Source organism: Streptomyces sp. NPDC006510, assembly GCF_040611955.1.
Lineage (GTDB): Bacteria > Actinomycetota > Actinomycetes > Streptomycetales > Streptomycetaceae > Streptomyces.
Window position 1 is genome coordinate 1 of sequence record NZ_JBEXPH010000189.1, and the last position, 15,179, is coordinate 15,179.

The window sequence follows — 15,179 nt, forward strand, 5'->3', positions numbered from 1 at the left end:
TGCCGTCGATGGCGGCACGCGACAACCTGAGTCACTTTCCTGCGCGCATCAGGAGATGCCCCGGCGGAACCGTTCCCCCTCGCGTGGCTCACGCAGCATCCGGCTGACCTCGATAGAGCCGGCCTCACCGGCCAGCCCCGCGCGGTCGTCGATCGGCCATCGGTAGGCCGTCGCCACCTTGTGATCGAACGCCGTGGTCGGCTCACCTTCCGACTCGAAGAAGGCGAACAGAAGAGTTCCGTCGGGCGCGAGTACCCGACGGAACTCGGCGAAGTACGGGGGCACGTCCTGCGGTGGGGTGTGAATGACCGATGGTCCTCCGCCCGGCTTCGGGGGCCGGGCGGCCCGTTCCGCACCGAGGACACCTGAGACGCCCGGCGGGCGGCACTCGCGGGAGTGCCGCCCCATCGGGCCCTGTGGTGCAGTGATGTCAGCTGACCTGGAGGGTCGGGTTGCTCGGCCAGCCGGTTGCGGCGGATCTCTGTCGCGCGGACCCTATGCCGTTGCCTCTTCCGGCTCGGGGTTCACAAAGTCGAGCCGTCGGCTCATGACGAGGACGGTCTGAACATCCCTGGCCGTATTTGACCGTTGAAGACTCTGATCGAACCGCCCCTTCGGCTAAAACTGGCCGTTTCATGAGCGGGCAACAACTCATACACGTATCGGCGTCACACTGATGAACCATGCCCCACTCAAATACCACAGCCAACAGCATCAGTCGCCGCTATCTGCTGGCCGCCTCGGGCGCCATCGCACTCACCGCTGCCTGCGGTTCCAACACCGGCCGTGCCGGCGGAGCGGGCGATCGCCCCGCCCTCGACCAGTGGTACCACCAGTACGGCGAGGCCGGGACCGAACAGGCGGTGAAACGATATGCGGCCGCGTACCGCAAGGCGGAGATCACGATCGAGTGGCGGCCCGGCAACTATGACCAGCAGACGGCCGCAGCACTGTTGACCAAGAACGCACCGGACGTCTTCGAGGGTGGTCCGACCCTGGACCAGATCCGGGGTGGGCAGGTCGCCGATCTCACCGACCTCCTGGGCGGGGCACGCGATGACTTCAACCCCGCGGTCCTCACCCCCAAGACATATGAGGGCAAGGTCTACGGGATCCCCCAGGCCATCGACATGCAGATGCTCTATTACCGAAAGAGCCTGTTGGCCGAGGCCGGAGTCCGGCCACCGCAGACCCTTGACGAACTGGCGGACGCTGCAAGGGCCCTGACGACCAAGGATGTCAAAGGCCTCTTCCTCGGCAACGACGGGGGAGCCGGCGTGCTCGGCGCCACCCCGCTTCGCGCCGCAGGCCTGGACCTGGTGACCTCCGACGGAGCGGTCGGATTCGACGACCCGCAAGCCGCCAGGACCCTCGGCAAACTGCATCGATTCCACAAGGACGATTCCCTGCTGCTCGGAGCCCCCACCGACTGGTCCGACCCGTCCGCGTTCCTCCAGGGCCTGACCGCCATGCAGTGGACGGGGCTGTGGGCCCTCCCACAGATCGAGAAGGCGCTGGGCGACGACTTCGGCGTCCTGCCCTTTCCCCGCGACGGGGCGCGGGGCAGGCCTTCGGTACCGGTCGGCGCCTACGGGGCGGCCGTCAGCGCGCACAGCAGCCACATCGACGCGGCGAAGGCATATGTGAAGTGGCTGTGGGTGGAACGGACCGACTACCAGGAAGACTTCGCGCTATCCTACGGCTTCCATATTCCCGCCCGGATCTCGCTGGCGAAGAAGGCAGCCGGACTAGCCAAGGGCGCGGCGGCCGAAGCCGTCCGCTTCACGACTGAACACGGCTACGCGCAACCCCTGTTGTGGACCGACAGGAGCCAGACCGCCTACCAGGACGCCCTGAGCCGGATCATCACCGAAGGCGCCGACCCGGACGCCCAGATCAGGTCGGTCGTTGCGACGGCGAACGCCGAGCTGAAGCGGGTGCGGTCATAGCCACGCAGACGCCTGAAGGCGCCAACCGGCCGCTGGGGCGGCGACTGCTGGGTCCCCAGAACCGCTACCTGTGGTTCTGGGTCTTCGTCGGCCCCTTTGCCGCCGGGCTCGCCCTCTTCACGTACGTACCGCTGCTGTGGAGCGTGTGGCTCAGCTTCTTCGACGCCCACAACACGGTGACACCGACCGACTTCGTGGGCCTGGACAACTACTCCGAGATCCTTGGCGACCCGTCCTTCGTCTCCAGTCTCGTCACCTTCGTCGTCTTCTCGCTCTTCGTCGTTCCGGCAACCTACGGGCTCTCGCTCGCCCTCGCTCTGATGGTCGCCGGACTGCGCTTCGCCCAGGCGTTCTTCCGGTCGGTCTTCTTCCTGCCGACCGCCTGCTCGTACGTCGTCGCCGCAATGATCTGGAAGCTGTCGATCTTCAACGGGGTACGGTTCGGGCTGGCGAACACGGTGCTGGGATGGTTCGGCGGCTCGGACATCGCCTGGCTGTCGACCACCAGCCCGCCCTGGTATTGGCTGGTCATCGTGACCGTGCGCCTGTGGCTCCAGGCAGGCTTCTACATGGTGATCCTGCTGGCCGGACTCCAGCGAATTCCACGCACCCTCTACGAGGCGGCGGCCGTCGACGGCGCCCGCCCCGGCTGGCAGGTCTTCAGGCACATCACCTTCCCGCAACTGCGTGCGACCTCCGTCGCCGTCGTCCTGCTCCTGGTGATCAACGCCTTCCAGGCCTTCGACGAGTTCTACAACCTGCTGTCGACGGCACGCGGCTACCCGCCCTACGCCAGGCCGCCCCTGGTCTACCTGTACTACGTGGCGCTGGGGCAGGGACAGAACCTAGGCCTCGGCAGCGCCGGCGCGGTGATCCTCGCACTGATCATCGCGGTCGTGGCGGTGGTACAGGCACGCTGGTTCGGTCTCGGACGCCAGGAGGACTGACGTATGCGACAGCACTCGACGGATCAACCAACGGGGCTCTCAATGGCCCATGCCTTCCGACGGCTCGCGCGCGGACTGCGGCTCGTGCTGCTCGTCGCGCTCGCCATGCTCTTCCTCGTCCCGTTCTACCTACTGGTGCGCAACGGCCTGGCCACCGAAGCGGACATCACCGGGGCGGACTGGACGTTCTTCCCGCACAGCCTCCAGTGGGGCAACCTGCGGGAACTGTTCAACGACAGCAGTGTCCCCATGCTGCACGCCCTGTGGAATTCGGCCGTGATCGCCGTCCTCACGACCGTCGGCACCCTGCTGCTCGCCTCGCTGGCCGGATACGGGCTGGCCCGCATCGAGTATCCCTATGCGAGCCAGGTCTTCTACGCGTTCCTGGTCACCCTGATGATCCCGTCCGCCGTCACTTTCGTCCCGAGTTTCGTCCTCGTTTCGTCGCTCGGCTGGATCTCCACCCTGCGCGGACTGATCGTCCCCACCCTCTTCAGCGCGTTCGCAGCCTTCCTCTTCCGGCAGTACTTCCTCGGCTTTCCCCGGGAGCTGGAGGACGCGTCCAGGGTGGACGGGCTCGGCTACTGGCGTACGTACTGGCGGATCGTCGTTCCCAACACACGGCCGGTCTTCGCCGCCGTGGGGGCGATCGTCTTCATCGGCTCGTGGAACTCGTTCCTCTGGCCACTGGTGATCGGCCAGCAGCGCGACGCCTGGACGGTGCAGGTTGCGCTCGCCACCTTCACCACGGCTCAGACGGTCAACCTGCACGAGCTGTTCATCGCAGCCGCCGTTTCGATCCTGCCCCTGCTGGTGGTCTTCCTGGTACTCCAGCGCCACATCGTCGCGGGCGCGGAGCGCTCGGGCATTGATGAATGATCAAGAGCCCGGGGCGCCGACGCGGACCACCGTCCGCACCGGGGTCAGCGGTCGGCGATGTCCTCGCGGAGGCCGTCGGAGAATTCCCACCACGACAGCGGTAGCCAGTCGCCGTTGATGAAGGCATCGACAGTTGCGCCGCGACCGCGGACAGTCACCGTCGTTCCCGGCGGGTACGTGGTGCCGGACAGGCCGGGCACTGGGACGAGCAGGGTCCCGAGGCGTTGTGCAGCCACTTTGTGCCCTCCCTTTCCGATTTCGGTGCTATATCGGGGCGGCGGATATTCATCCCGATATTACCGGATTGCCCATCGGCTCAGGCCGGAGAATCATGAGAGGTGGGTCACGCGAAATACAGCAGGCGGGGGACGGGCGAAAAAACGTGCATCGCCGAGCGGAGGTGGCAGCCATGAAGGCCGTCGTATACAAGGAACCGTTCACCGTGGCGGTCGAAGACGTCGAAAAGCCCAGGATCCAGCACCCGAACGACGTGATCGTGAAGATCACCTCCACCGCGATATGCGGCTCGGACCTGCACATGTATGAGGGCCGTACCGCAGCCGAACCCGGCATCGTCTTCGGACACGAGAACATGGGGATCATCGAGGAAACCGGTCAGGGCATCACCTCGCTCAAGGCGGGCGACCGCGTGGTCATGCCCTTCAACGTCGCCTGCGGGTTCTGCACCAATTGCGTCGAGGGATTCACCGGATTCTGTCAGACCGTCAATCCTGGCTTTGCGGGAGGTGCTTACGGATATGTCGCCATGGGGCCCTGGCCAGGCGGCCAGGCGGAATACCTGCGCGTTCCGTACGCCGACTTCAACTGTCTGAAGCTGCCGCCGGGAAACGAGCACGAGACCGACTTCATGCTGCTTGCCGACATCTTCCCCACCGGCTACCACGGCTGTGAACTCGCCGGGGTTCGCCCAGGTGAGAGTGTCGCCGTGTACGGCGGCGGGCCGGTCGGGCTCATGGCCGCCTACTCGGCCCTGTTGCGCGGCGCGAAGAAGGTCTTCGTCGTGGACCGCGTTCCCGAGCGACTGGAAAAGGCCCGGGAGATCGGCGCGATTCCGGTCAACTTCGCCGAGGGCGACCCCGTGGAGCAGATCAAGGAGCAGACCGAAGGCGTCGGCACGGACAAGGGCGTGGACGCCGTCGGCTACCAGGCGGCGGCGCGCGGCACCGACCGCGAGGAACCGGCGACAGTCCTGAACTCGCTCGTCGGCACGGTCCGGGCCACCGGAGCGCTCGGCGTGCCCGGCCTCTACGTTCCGTCCGACCCCGGAGGCCCCGACGAGCAGGCCAAGCACGGCATGCTCCTCGTCTCGATCGGCAAGCTCTTCGAGAAGGGCCTACGCATGGGTACGGGGCAGTGCAACGTGAAGCGCTACAACCGGTACCTGCGCGACATGATCATCGAGGGCCGGGCGCAGCCGAACTTCGTCGTTTCGCATGAACTGCCCCTGGACCAGGCGCCCTCGGCGTACGACAAGTTCGACAAGCGGATCGAGGGCTACACGAAGGTCGTGCTGCACCCGTAGCGGGAGACCCGACGGCACGCAGTACGAGCCGGGCTCTCCCGTTCGGCTGAGCGCGGCCACCAGCGCGTCTCCCCAGCGAAATACTTCGCCGCCTTCCGCAGGATCTCACGTTCCGCTTCCAGCTCGCGGCCCTCCATGGCGGCCCGCACCGGGCTGTCGAAGTCCACCATCGGCCGGATCTGGAAGCGGTTCGACCTCAAGCCGCACCTGCAGGATGCCATTTCTGGTGTTCCGATTCCCCGGCCCGCCCGCCGAACCGGACGTGCCCGTCTCCGAGCATCCGGCTCTCCGCGTGCTCTTTCCTCTGGTCAGCCGACGGCTGCCGGTATTGGCGTCCATGGTGTGGGTATGTTCCGGCCCTGGTATCGGTAGCGGACAACCGGAACCTTCTGGGGTTGGAACAGCGATATCCCGTCCTCGGTCGGTCGTTTCCCCGGGAGGAAGCAACGGAACAAGGAGCCTTTTTCAACCTCATTTCGAACTGTTCAGGTGGAGGGTGAGGACGGCTTGGGTGACGCCGGTGATGGTGCCCGCAGAGGCACCACCTATTGATCGATGCGGAGTCCGGGAAGAGCCTTGCGTACCCGGTCGACGGTAGCGGCGTCGAGCTTGGTGTGCGACAGGTTGATGTATTCAAGGTGGGTCAGCCCGTACAGCGACTCTGGCAGCGTGGTCAGCTCGTTGAAGGACAGGTCCAAGCGCCGCAGGCGGGGCGTGCGGGTGAACGCGTCGTGGGGGAGGGTGGTCAGGGCGGGACGGACGACACGACCGCCGATCTTCTGCTCTCCCCACCGGTCGATGTACAACTCCTCCAGTGTGGTGATCGGCCAGACGCTGTCGAGGAGGTGATGTCGTTGTGCGGGGGTTGGTCCGCCGCTGAAGCGCAGGATTCGTAGATGAGGCAGCTGGGCCAGGTCCGGAAGCCGGTCGAGACGCGGGCTCACTGAGCAGGTGAGGTCGAGTTCCTCAAGCGAGGTGAGGGCGAGAATGTCGTCGGGGATGGTGGTGAGGCGGGCGTTGGCCGGACTGAGCCGGCGCAGTGTCGACAGCCGGTTGACCACTGGAGGGAGTTCGGCCGGCCGGTCGTAGTTGAGGTAGGACAGGTCAAGGTCGGTCATCGAGCGAAGGCCCTGGACGCTGTCGGGCAGTGGGATCGACAGGTGTGAGAGCTGCAGCGTCTGCAGGCTGGCGAGGCCGCCGAGCTGCTCTGGCAGGCTGTGCAGCTTGTAGCCGTACAGGCGCAGGATCCGCAGCTGGGTCAGCTGCCCGATGGTGGCGGGCAGCCCGGTCAGCGCTGCTTTCGACAGGTCCAGTTCCTCGAGAGTGTCCAACTCACCGACCCGGTACGGCAGCATGCTCAGCCCGTCGACGGCCAGTCGGCGCAGGTTCGGCAGGTTAAAAACCCGCTCCGGTATCGCGGTGATGCCCTGGTTGGTCAGGTCGACATCGGTGGTATCGGGAGTCAGCTGGTCCAGCACCGGTGGCGCCTCGGGTCCCGGCGCCAGCTCGCCCTTCTTGTCTGCATAGGTGGCCCAGAGCCTGTCGAAGATGGGGCGCACGATCCGCTGCTGCTCGGTGGTCAGGCTGACGTCTTCATCCATCAACCGGTCGAGGAGCTCCTGCCAAACCAGTTCGGCATCCTCGAAGGGCATCTCCTCATCGAACTTCCAAGTGTCGAAGGACAAATCGATTCCTTCGAACCAGCCCTCTTTTTGCCCTCACCATCGGTCCACGGGTACGTCGGTAGTGTTGTCGTCATGAGCGGAATGCACTTTGCCGCACCGACAACACTGAGCCTTCCCAAGCTGGCGGTGATGCCCGCGAGTTGGACACTTTGCGCGACGACGAAGGTCCTGGTAGACGGGGTCTCGCCCAAGATCACCCGTGTCCACCAGGAGCTTCGCGTGCTCGTCTACCCGTCCTCGATTGATCTGTCCAGCCGCACCCTGCGGTTTCTGACCAGACATCTGACGGCCCGGCGGAAGGAGGTCGGGACCCGGTGGCGGCGGCTGCCGGTCAGCCGTCAGGCTCTGCTGGCCCTGGCCCACCTGCGGTGCGGTGACACCTACGCCCAGCTGGCCGCAGGGTTCGGCATCGGGATAGCGACCGTGCACCGCTACATACGCGAGGCCGTCGAAGTCCTGGCTGTCATCGCCCCGTCCCTGTCCGAAGCGATGGCAACGATCCGGACGAAGGCGTTCGTCATCCTCGACGGCACCCTGCTGCCCATCGACCGCATCGCCGCCGACACCCCGGGCAAACACAGGCGCCACGGGATGAACGTGCAGGTCCTCACCGACCCGTTCGGACGACTGCTCTGGGCCTCGCCCGCCCTCCCGGCTCGACCCACGACCTCACCGCCGCCCGACAGCACGAATCATCGAAGCCCTTACCGAGACGGGGCTCAAATGCTGGGCCGACAAGGCGTATCAAGGAGCCGGTAGACCCGTCCGGGTGCCGTTTCGGGGCCGCCGTCTCAAGCAATGGAAGGGCCGTCACAACAGCACCCACGCCAAGATCCGCTGCCTCGGCGAGCAGGCCATGGCCACCCTCAAGAGCTGGCGTCTCCTCCGAAAGCTCCGCTGCAGCACCAACCGGATAACCGACATCGTGAAAGCCGTCCTCGTCCCTCACCACGCCTCAACCTGAGGTTGGAAAAGGCTCAGCGCCAGCGCGTCCCGTCGTTGTCGGGGCTGCTTTCCGCCCTTACCGGCATCTCCCGGTTCGAACTGCCCCCAGCTTCGCCATGCTGCTGCGACAGCACGGCGGCGGAGTCCTTTCACCTCCGCTCGATCCCACAGCGCCTCGTGGCGCACGAAGTCGCAGATCCAGGCGCTGGAACGGTCTCAGCCGGTGCTGCCGATGATGCCGGGCACGCCCGAGCGGCGGAACTGCACCCGTTGCCCGCGACTGGCGCCGTCGTTGGCCGGACTGAGGGGCGCACGCAAGGAAGGGCCTCATGCCTCTCTGCTCCCGCGCTGCGCCTTTCCTCGGCCCCGGCAGGAAGCGACCCTGGCCTTCAGGATCGGTCAATCAAGGCGGACCCTCATGACCACGAGCAACACCGACGACAACTCCAACGCAGCAGCCGACCCTTCACCGCAACGGGCTGCAAGAAGGTGGCTCAGCGGCCCTGCGGCGCTGGCGTATGCGGTTGCCATCGTCGGCGCGGTGGTGGCCGCCGTGGCGACTCCGCTCGGGGACCATGTGACGAAGTCGTTCTTCGACGAGCCGACCTGTCCGGGAGCGGGGTGCGAGGGCAAGAACCCGCAGAATCAGGGCTGCGGTGAGGATGCCCGCACCTTCAAACCTGCTGTGAACAACCCGGCCCTTCTCCAGATCCGCTACAGCGAGGACTGCAAGGCGGTGTGGGCGAGGATCGAGCACGGCGGCCCTGGGGACATGGCCACGGTGAAGGTGTCCGGTGGCACCATGCGAAGTGCCGAGGTTGAGTACGGCGACGACAAGTTCACGAGCATGGCTGTTGTTCCGGACGGTGATTTCCAGGTCACGGCCTGCGCGATCCCCAAGCCTGGTGGCGGCAGCACATTCGAGCGGTACTGCATCCAGGCGACCGAGGCCACCGCCTGGCGATGACGGCTCGGGCCCTTCAGGGCCTCAAGATCAATTCATTGCCCCCAAACCGCAATCCCTCATATTCCAGACGACCGCCGGCGTGGCCCGGCCTCGTCCAGGCGGAAGCCAACCGTACAGCTCCGCAGCCGTCTCCGGCAGCTTCTCCGCGGACGCGCGGATCTCCTCCACCTGCTGGTGGAACGTCATGACCGTACGGAGGTTGTACGCCGCCGCGTGCTCCAGCAGGGCGGTCTGCAGGGGCGCCAGGCGCCGGCCCCGCAGCGCCTCTTTCGACATCGGCCGTGAAGCCTTACGGTGCCTGCTCCGGCGCCGCGGCATCACCTTCCAGCGCACCAAGACCTGGAAGGAGTCACCCGACCCTGATCGCGATGCCAAGCTCGACCGGATCGAGCAGGTGCTGGACCGCTTCCCGGACCGGGTCTTCGCCTTCGACGAGTTCGGGCCCCTGGGGATCCGGCCCATCGCGGGCTCCTGCTGGGCGAAGCAGGGCAAGCCCAACCGGCTGCCGGCGACCTACCGCCGCACCCACGGCGTCACCTACTTCCACGGCTGCTACTCCGTGGGCGACGACTGCCTGTGGGGCGTCAACCGCCGCCGCAAGGGCACCGCCAACACCCTGGCCGCGCTCAAGTCGATCCGCGCCGCCCGACCCGACGACGCGCCGATCTACATCATCCTGGACAACCTCTCCTCCCACACCGGGGCGGACATCCGCCGCTGGGCGAAGAAGAACAAGGTCGAGCTGTGCTTCACCCCGACCTACGCTTCCTGGGCCAACCCGATCGAGGCCCACTTCGGCTGCGGCAGTTCACCCTGGCCAACTCCCACCACCGCAGCCACCCCGCGCAAACCCAGGCACTGCACCGCTACCTGCGCTGGCGCACCACCAACGCCCGCCACCCCGACGTACTTGCCGCCCAACGCAAGGAACGTGCCCGCATCCGCAGCGAAAAGGGCATCCGCTGGGGCGGACGCCCCCTCAGCACCGCAGCCTGACCAACTGCGAACCGCAGCCCCGAGCGCCGAAGGGGGCGAGTTCAGGAGAAGGACAGCGACAGAAGGATGACTCAGGAGGCGGACGGCTCGATCTCCCCCGCAAAGACGATGACCTGGTCGATGAGGCTCCGCCGCAGATGGACGACGTCCGTTCCCGCCAGGCGGGGGCCTCCATCCGGCGTGGTGAAGACCCACTTGTACCGGGCCCACTCGCCAGGCATGTCCACCGCTGAGCAGCGCACCATCGTGCCGGTCCCCGCTGGGTGGCGCCGGATGTCCAGCACGAACCGCTCGACCGCCGCGATTCCTTCGCTGCGGCCCAACGGCCCCCAGAAGACCACGTCTGAGGTCAGGGCCTGGGAGAGCAGGGCAGTCACATAGCTGTCGTCCGAGGCGTTGAACGCGGAGATGAACGTGTCGATCGCGGAGCGTGCGGTCTCTTCCTGCATGCCCCAGTAATACCAGCCTTTCGCGTGCGCTCGTCCCGCGAGCCGCCTTCCGATCACGGTGAACCATCCCGGGCACAGCACTAGGTGATCTATTCCAAGGGGTCAGTGATCGTAGGCGATCAGTGAGCGTAGGACGGTTTGTCCGGTGGCGTCGTTGCCAGATCGCGGCGGTCAGCGCGAGGATGCGTTGCATGACGCGGGCTATGACACCTCCGGGTGTGCGCCCTCGGTGCCGTTCGAGGTCAAGCTGTCCCTTGAAGGTCTCGTTGATCGATTCGATGACCTGTCGCAGCGGCTTGAACAGGGCTGCGCCAGGCCGTTCCCGTTCACCTTTACGGGCAGGCCGCAGCAAGCTGGACTCCATGCTCGGACAGTTCGCGTTCGAAACCACGGCCGAAGTAGTTCTTGTCGCCGATGAGAGTCTGTCGGGGGCGCTCTCGCAGAAGCTCGCATTCGGCTGCCAGGAGGTCAAGGAGGGTCTCGCGTTCGTCGGCCCTGGCCCCGGTCAGGGCGAAGGCGATGGGCAGGCCCTGAAGGGTGCAGACCAGGTGCAGGCGCAGGCCCCAGAAGAAGCGGCTGTGGCTGGCGCAGTAGCCGTATTCGGCCCAACCTGCCAGGTCGGAGCGTTTGACGGTCTCGCGGGAGCGGCCGCATTCCACCGGGGTGGAGTCCACGACCCATACTTCGTCGCTCCACACCGAGGTTGTGGTGGCCAGGATCCGGTTGACGCTTCGCATCAGACCGGCGGCCTTGCGCAGCCGCTTGTTGTTGCCGGGCTGCTGGGGCAGGTAGGGGAAGAGGTGGCGCAGGTGGGCACGGGCATGGCGGAGCCATTTGGCCTCGGAGGTGTAGCCGAGTATGGCCTGCATCGTGGCGAGGGTGACCAGTTCGGCATCGCTCAGGCGGGGCGTAATGCCGACCGGCGGGCGCCACGGCGCCAGGTCGGGATGCTCCTTCAGCATGTCGTCGGTCGTCGCATAGAGTGCTGTCGCGAGGGTGTCCACGTCGTTCGTCACAAAACGATCTTGGACACCCTCGTTCTCGTCTCCGCAGGCACCCCTTGGACCACACCACCAGGAGGAACCAGTGTCATACCCGCAACTGCTCACCCCCGAGGAGAAGCTCGCCGACGCGAAGAAGCTGCTGAGCCTCCCGCGTATCGTCGTGATCTGCGGCTCCACCCGCTTCATGACCGAGATGAACGAGGCCGATCTGCGGGAGACCAAAGCCGGAAAGATTGTCGTCAAACCGGGCTGTGACATGAAGTCGCCGCACGAACTTTGGTCCGATCCTGTCGAGGCCGAGGCGCTGGAGGTTCGACTCGACGATCTGCACCGGGCGAAGATCCGGCTCGCTGATGAGGTGCTCGTTGTGAATGTGCGCCTGAGTTCCCCATCGCCCCGCTCCCCGCGGGCGGTGCCCCCGGTCCTGCGGAGTGCGTCGACGGCCCTGCGTCACCCTCAAGGGTGAACAGCGAGGAAGTCTCAGAATTCATGAGCTTCTATCCGGAAGCCTGAGATTCCGCTGGGTATGGCGAAGTTGAGGGGGCGGGATGTCGCTCGCTGTCGTTGCACCAATCCGATCTCGACCGCTGTTGGAGTCGCCGCAGGACATCGCGGACTTTGAGCAGGACCTGCTGTCTGAGTTCGTGCTCGCCCGGGCTGCGGCCGGGATCGCCGACGAGACGATCTCCGGCGACGTGGATGCGCTGATGGAGGTGCGCGGCTGGTGCGGCCGCCCGCTCTGGGAGCTGATCCCGACTGACCTCGACCGGTTCTTCGGTGAGGACCAGCGACGGCTGGCCACGCTGACGAAGGTCCGCAAGGCGCAGACCCTGGCGACGTACTTCGAGTTCCTGGAGGTGCGGCATCAGGCCGATATCCACGCGGCGACTGGCGTGCTGGTGCAGTGCCCGGTCGATGAGATCAACCGCCCACGAGGCAAGACCAACATGCGGGTGCGGATCCCGCCGCCGGCCGCGGACGTCGATCGGCTCTTCGCCGGATGGCGCGACGATCTACATTCGGCTCGGAAGTACGCGCCGTGTGTCCGTAATTACACCGCATGCCGCCTGGCCAGCCTCATTGGCCCGCGGGTCTCGGAACTGTGCCTGCTCGAAGTCCACGACATCCGCTGGGACCTGGGCACCTTCGGCAAGGTGCTGCTGCGCGGCAAGGGCAGCCGCGGTCAGAAGAAGGAGCGCCTGGCCCCGCTCATCAACGGTTCTCGTGAACTCCTCGAATGGTGGCTCCAGGGCCCGCGGTGGGAGTTCGACGGGCACCTCGATGAGCCCGGTGCACCGCTGTTCCCCTCCGAGCGCCGCGATCCCGGTGGCCGCTGCAAGCGCGTGAGCACCAGCGCGATTCGGGGCGCGATGGCTGAGGCAGTGGAACGCCACCTGCCTCGCTGGTCCGGCCGTGCTACTCCGCACGCGCTCCGGCACTTCGCCGCGTCCGATCTGTACGCACAGGGCATGAACGTCGTCGCTATCCAGGAGCTGCTCGGTCATCGCTGGATCAACACCACGATGATCTACGTGCACGTCAATAAGACCCACATCGAGGACGCCTGGACTTCCGCCGGCCAGCGGGCCGCGTCTCGGTTCACCGGATAGCCCAGGACAGGAGCCGTCATGAAGTGGAACCTGCGGCTGGCCGCCGCGCAGCGCGACATCTGGAAGTCCTCGCAGCTGCAGTCGATGCTCGCCGACGCGGGCCTGACGATCAGCGCGGGGAAGATGTCCAATCTGTGGTCCGGGCAGCCGGTCACCATCCGGCTGGACGACCTCGACATCATCTGCGAGGTCCTGGGCTGCCAACCCAACGACCTTCTGGCCCCGGAGCCCGAGAAGGCCCGCGCTCGGCGTCCCGCAAGCACGTCCGCCCCAGCGGCGGTCGCGGGCGAGCACCCCAGGATCGAACGCCGGGTCGGTCGGACGGAACCACCGCTGTGAACCTGCGGCCCCGGCCGTGCAAGCAGTGCGGCGACAAGATCGCGGAGTACGGCCGGCTCCGCTGCTTCAGCTGTCTGCATCCCGAACTTCCGCCGCCGACCTGCAAAGCATGCGGCAGCGACGCCCACTACGTCGGCGGCTACTGCCGCCGCTGTCATCCCCGCGTGCCGTACGCGGACAGCTGCAGCGACTGCCTCGCCTGGGGCACCTGGCACCGCCACGGCCGCTGTGCCGCCTGCACCTCCTTGCGCAACCGCGGCCACGAGACCGGCACCTGCGCGACCTGCCGCCGCACCGTGCCGCTCCTCAAGCACGGGGTGTGCCGGCTGTGCCGCTGCCAGGCCCAAGCCGTTCCACGGACGTGGCAGCGACCGGACCTCACCACCGCGGCCACCACCGGGCAGCAGCTGTTCATCGCCGATCTGGTTCGGCGGGTCCACCTTGCCGCCCGGACGCGGGAGCGCGGCTCATCCGCAGCGCACCAGCTCGTCGGCGGCTCATTCTGGGCGATGCCTCGGTGGCGTCAGGATCCGCTGTTCGTCGCCGAGCGGGACATGTCACGCGTCACCGTGCCCGTTGTCGAGCCGATCGATCCCGCCTTCACCGCCTACGTCTCCGCGCGGGCCGAGGCAAGAGCCGAGGCCCAAGGCTGGTCACCGGCCTTGCGCGAGCGGGTCCTGCGAAGCCTGTACCTGCTGACTGCCGTCCACGGTCCGCACGAACGCATCAAGGCCAGCACCGTTGCCACGCTGCCGCGCCAGCGAGCCACACGCGCCATCACCCGGGTCACCGAGGTCCTCGCCCGCCTCGACCTCCTCGACGACGACCGCATCGACCCCCTCGACGCGTGGATCCAACGCCGGCTCAGCAATGTGCACCCGGAGATCCGCGCAGAAGCCCTCGTGTGGATCCGCATCGTCCGACACGGCGGGCCCCGCCGCCGTCCCCGCTCGACCGCCACTGTCCGCAACCAGGTCGACGCCTCGATCCCGTTCCTCCTCGACTGCTCGAAGCGCTACCGCACCCTTCGCCAGGTCACCCGCGCCGACCTCACGGGCTGGCTGTCCCAGTGCGCGGCACCGCACAACGAAGCCGTCGCGCTGCGCAACATGTTCAAAACGCTCAGGAGCCAACGGCTGCTGTTCGCCAACCCCGCACGTGGCTTGAGTCTGGGGGCCAGGCCCGCCTCGGTGCCCACGCCGCTGAGCCCCGAGGCGATCCAGACATTAGCCGCGGCCGCCGAGGGCGACCCCGCTCTGAAGCTGCTGGTCGCCCTCATCGGCATTCACGCGCTCTATCCGCACCAGGCCCGCGAGTTGCCCTTGGCTGCCGTCGACTTTATCGGCGGCCGGCTCGTGCACGGCAACATCGACCACCCCCTCGACGCCTTCACCCGTCAGGCCGCCGCCGACTACATCCGACTCCGCCACTCACGCTGGCCACACACCCGCAACCCCCACCTGTTCCTCAGCTCGCAGACCGCGCACTCGCGCACGCCGGTCACCATCGGCTGGATGCAGCCCTTGCTCAAGGATCTCCCGGTCACCGCCCAACGACTCCGCGAGGATCGGATCCTCGAAGAGGCCGCCGTCACCGGCGCCGACCCGCAACACCTGTGCGTGGTGTTCAACATCACCCCGGAGACCGGTCTGCGCTACATCCGCTTCTTCCAACCCGACCCGGCGGACGGCGACGACGCGTCCCCCAGCTAGGGAGCGTATTCGGTTGTGATCAAGGGGCCGCTCGTGTGAGGTCCTTGATCCAGATCATGGAGGCCCGGAGGTGGAGTCCGGCGAGGTAGCTCCCCGGGGTCTTGTCGTAGCGGGTGGCGATGCCTCGCCATGCCTTCATCCTGTAGATCGCCCG

12 protein-coding genes and 5 pseudogenes are annotated in these 15,179 nt (G+C 66.7%); 12 read left to right on the plus strand and 5 right to left on the minus strand.

What is annotated here, in order from left to right; all coding sequences use genetic code 11:
* Window positions 1–31: 31 nt before the first annotated feature.
* Window positions 32–312: pseudogene (locus ABZY11_RS35785) on the minus strand (SAM-dependent methyltransferase); the annotation flags it as partial.
* A gap of 371 nt (window positions 313–683) precedes the next feature.
* On the opposite strand from ABZY11_RS35785, the gene ABZY11_RS35790 reads away from it, so the two are divergent.
* Genes ABZY11_RS35790 through ABZY11_RS35800 form a run of 3 tightly spaced genes read left to right on the plus strand, consistent with a single transcriptional unit; the run spans window position 684 to window position 3,775 of the window.
* Window positions 684–1,949 (plus strand): sugar ABC transporter substrate-binding protein, encoded by a 1,266-nt coding sequence (locus tag ABZY11_RS35790; RefSeq protein WP_356483175.1) that lies wholly within the window; start codon window positions 684–686, stop codon window positions 1,947–1,949.
* A 32-nt stretch (window positions 1,950–1,981) separates the two neighbouring features.
* Entirely contained in the window at window positions 1,982–2,896 is a 915-nt protein-coding gene (locus tag ABZY11_RS35795; protein WP_356483183.1) for a sugar ABC transporter permease, read from the plus strand.
* A gap of 42 nt (window positions 2,897–2,938) precedes the next feature.
* Window positions 2,939–3,775, plus strand: a complete 837-nt coding sequence (locus ABZY11_RS35800; protein WP_356483176.1) for a carbohydrate ABC transporter permease — start codon at window positions 2,939–2,941, stop codon at window positions 3,773–3,775.
* 44 nt (window positions 3,776–3,819) lie between these two features.
* Here ABZY11_RS35800 and ABZY11_RS35805 read toward each other — a convergent pair whose 3' ends face one another.
* Window positions 3,820–4,011: a hypothetical protein gene (locus tag ABZY11_RS35805; RefSeq protein ID WP_093545857.1), complete on the minus strand. Its 192-nt coding sequence runs from the start codon at window positions 4,009–4,011 to the stop codon at window positions 3,820–3,822.
* 173 nt (window positions 4,012–4,184) lie between these two features.
* Between ABZY11_RS35805 and ABZY11_RS35810 the strand changes: the two genes are divergently transcribed.
* Window positions 4,185–5,318 carry a glutathione-independent formaldehyde dehydrogenase gene (locus tag ABZY11_RS35810; protein ID WP_356483177.1) on the plus strand — a complete coding sequence of 378 codons (1,134 nt, stop codon included), beginning with the start codon at window positions 4,185–4,187 and terminating at the stop codon, window positions 5,316–5,318.
* 545 nt (window positions 5,319–5,863) lie between these two features.
* Here ABZY11_RS35810 and ABZY11_RS35815 read toward each other — a convergent pair.
* Window positions 5,864–6,970: a leucine-rich repeat domain-containing protein gene (locus ABZY11_RS35815; protein ID WP_356483178.1), complete on the minus strand. Its 1,107-nt coding sequence runs from the start codon at window positions 6,968–6,970 to the stop codon at window positions 5,864–5,866.
* A 252-nt stretch (window positions 6,971–7,222) separates the two neighbouring features.
* Here ABZY11_RS35815 and ABZY11_RS35820 point away from each other — a divergent pair.
* The 4 genes and pseudogenes from ABZY11_RS35820 to ABZY11_RS35835 all read left to right on the plus strand — a co-directional run.
* Window positions 7,223–7,967, plus strand: a pseudogene (locus tag ABZY11_RS35820) (transposase family protein).
* A gap of 127 nt (window positions 7,968–8,094) precedes the next feature.
* Window positions 8,095–8,207, plus strand: a pseudogene (locus ABZY11_RS35825) (IS630 family transposase); the annotation flags it as partial.
* A gap of 159 nt (window positions 8,208–8,366) precedes the next feature.
* The gene (locus ABZY11_RS35830) at window positions 8,367–8,915 is read left to right on the plus strand and encodes a DUF2690 domain-containing protein (RefSeq protein WP_356483184.1); all 549 of its coding nucleotides are present in this window, start codon (window positions 8,367–8,369) and stop codon (window positions 8,913–8,915) included.
* Between the two features lie 274 nt (window positions 8,916–9,189).
* Window positions 9,190–9,911, plus strand: a pseudogene (locus tag ABZY11_RS35835) (IS630 family transposase); the annotation flags it as partial.
* 71 nt (window positions 9,912–9,982) lie between these two features.
* On the opposite strand, the gene ABZY11_RS35840 reads toward ABZY11_RS35835, so the two are convergent.
* Both ABZY11_RS35840 and ABZY11_RS35845 read right to left on the minus strand, forming a co-directional pair.
* Window positions 9,983–10,360, minus strand: coding sequence for a nuclear transport factor 2 family protein (locus ABZY11_RS35840; RefSeq protein ID WP_356483179.1), 378 nt, complete (start codon window positions 10,358–10,360; stop codon window positions 9,983–9,985).
* A 102-nt stretch (window positions 10,361–10,462) separates the two neighbouring features.
* A pseudogene (locus ABZY11_RS35845) lies at window positions 10,463–11,376 on the minus strand (IS982 family transposase).
* A 70-nt stretch (window positions 11,377–11,446) separates the two neighbouring features.
* Between ABZY11_RS35845 and ABZY11_RS35850 the strand changes: the two are divergent.
* From ABZY11_RS35850 to ABZY11_RS35865, 4 genes are all read left to right on the plus strand, one after another.
* On the plus strand, window positions 11,447–11,830 hold the full coding sequence (locus ABZY11_RS35850; RefSeq protein WP_356483180.1) for a hypothetical protein: 384 nt from the start codon (window positions 11,447–11,449) through the stop codon (window positions 11,828–11,830).
* 124 nt (window positions 11,831–11,954) lie between these two features.
* Window positions 11,955–12,974, plus strand: coding sequence for a tyrosine-type recombinase/integrase (locus ABZY11_RS35855; RefSeq protein ID WP_356483181.1), 1,020 nt, complete (start codon window positions 11,955–11,957; stop codon window positions 12,972–12,974).
* A gap of 18 nt (window positions 12,975–12,992) precedes the next feature.
* Window positions 12,993–13,313: a helix-turn-helix transcriptional regulator gene (locus tag ABZY11_RS35860; protein WP_067344253.1), complete on the plus strand. Its 321-nt coding sequence runs from the start codon at window positions 12,993–12,995 to the stop codon at window positions 13,311–13,313.
* Window positions 13,310–15,025 carry a hypothetical protein gene (locus ABZY11_RS35865; protein WP_356483182.1) on the plus strand — a complete coding sequence of 572 codons (1,716 nt, stop codon included), beginning with the start codon at window positions 13,310–13,312 and terminating at the stop codon, window positions 15,023–15,025. Before ABZY11_RS35860 ends, ABZY11_RS35865 begins: the two co-directional genes overlap by 4 nt.
* Window positions 15,026–15,179 lie beyond the last annotated feature (154 nt).

Excerpts from the sequence above, each read along its gene's own strand:
- ABZY11_RS35790 (WP_356483175.1), top strand. The coding sequence starts at position 684 with ATGCCCCACTCAAATACCACAGCCAACAGCATCAGTCGCCGCTATCTG.
- ABZY11_RS35800 (WP_356483176.1), top strand. The coding sequence starts at position 2,939 with ATGGCCCATGCCTTCCGACGGCTCGCGCGCGGACTGCGGCTCGTGCTG.
- ABZY11_RS35810 (WP_356483177.1), top strand. The coding sequence starts at position 4,185 with ATGAAGGCCGTCGTATACAAGGAACCGTTCACCGTGGCGGTCGAAGAC.
- ABZY11_RS35815 (WP_356483178.1), bottom strand. The coding sequence starts at position 6,970 with ATGCCCTTCGAGGATGCCGAACTGGTTTGGCAGGAGCTCCTCGACCGG.
- ABZY11_RS35830 (WP_356483184.1), top strand. The coding sequence starts at position 8,367 with ATGACCACGAGCAACACCGACGACAACTCCAACGCAGCAGCCGACCCT.
- ABZY11_RS35840 (WP_356483179.1), bottom strand. The coding sequence starts at position 10,360 with ATGCAGGAAGAGACCGCACGCTCCGCGATCGACACGTTCATCTCCGCG.
- ABZY11_RS35860 (WP_067344253.1), top strand. The coding sequence starts at position 12,993 with ATGAAGTGGAACCTGCGGCTGGCCGCCGCGCAGCGCGACATCTGGAAG.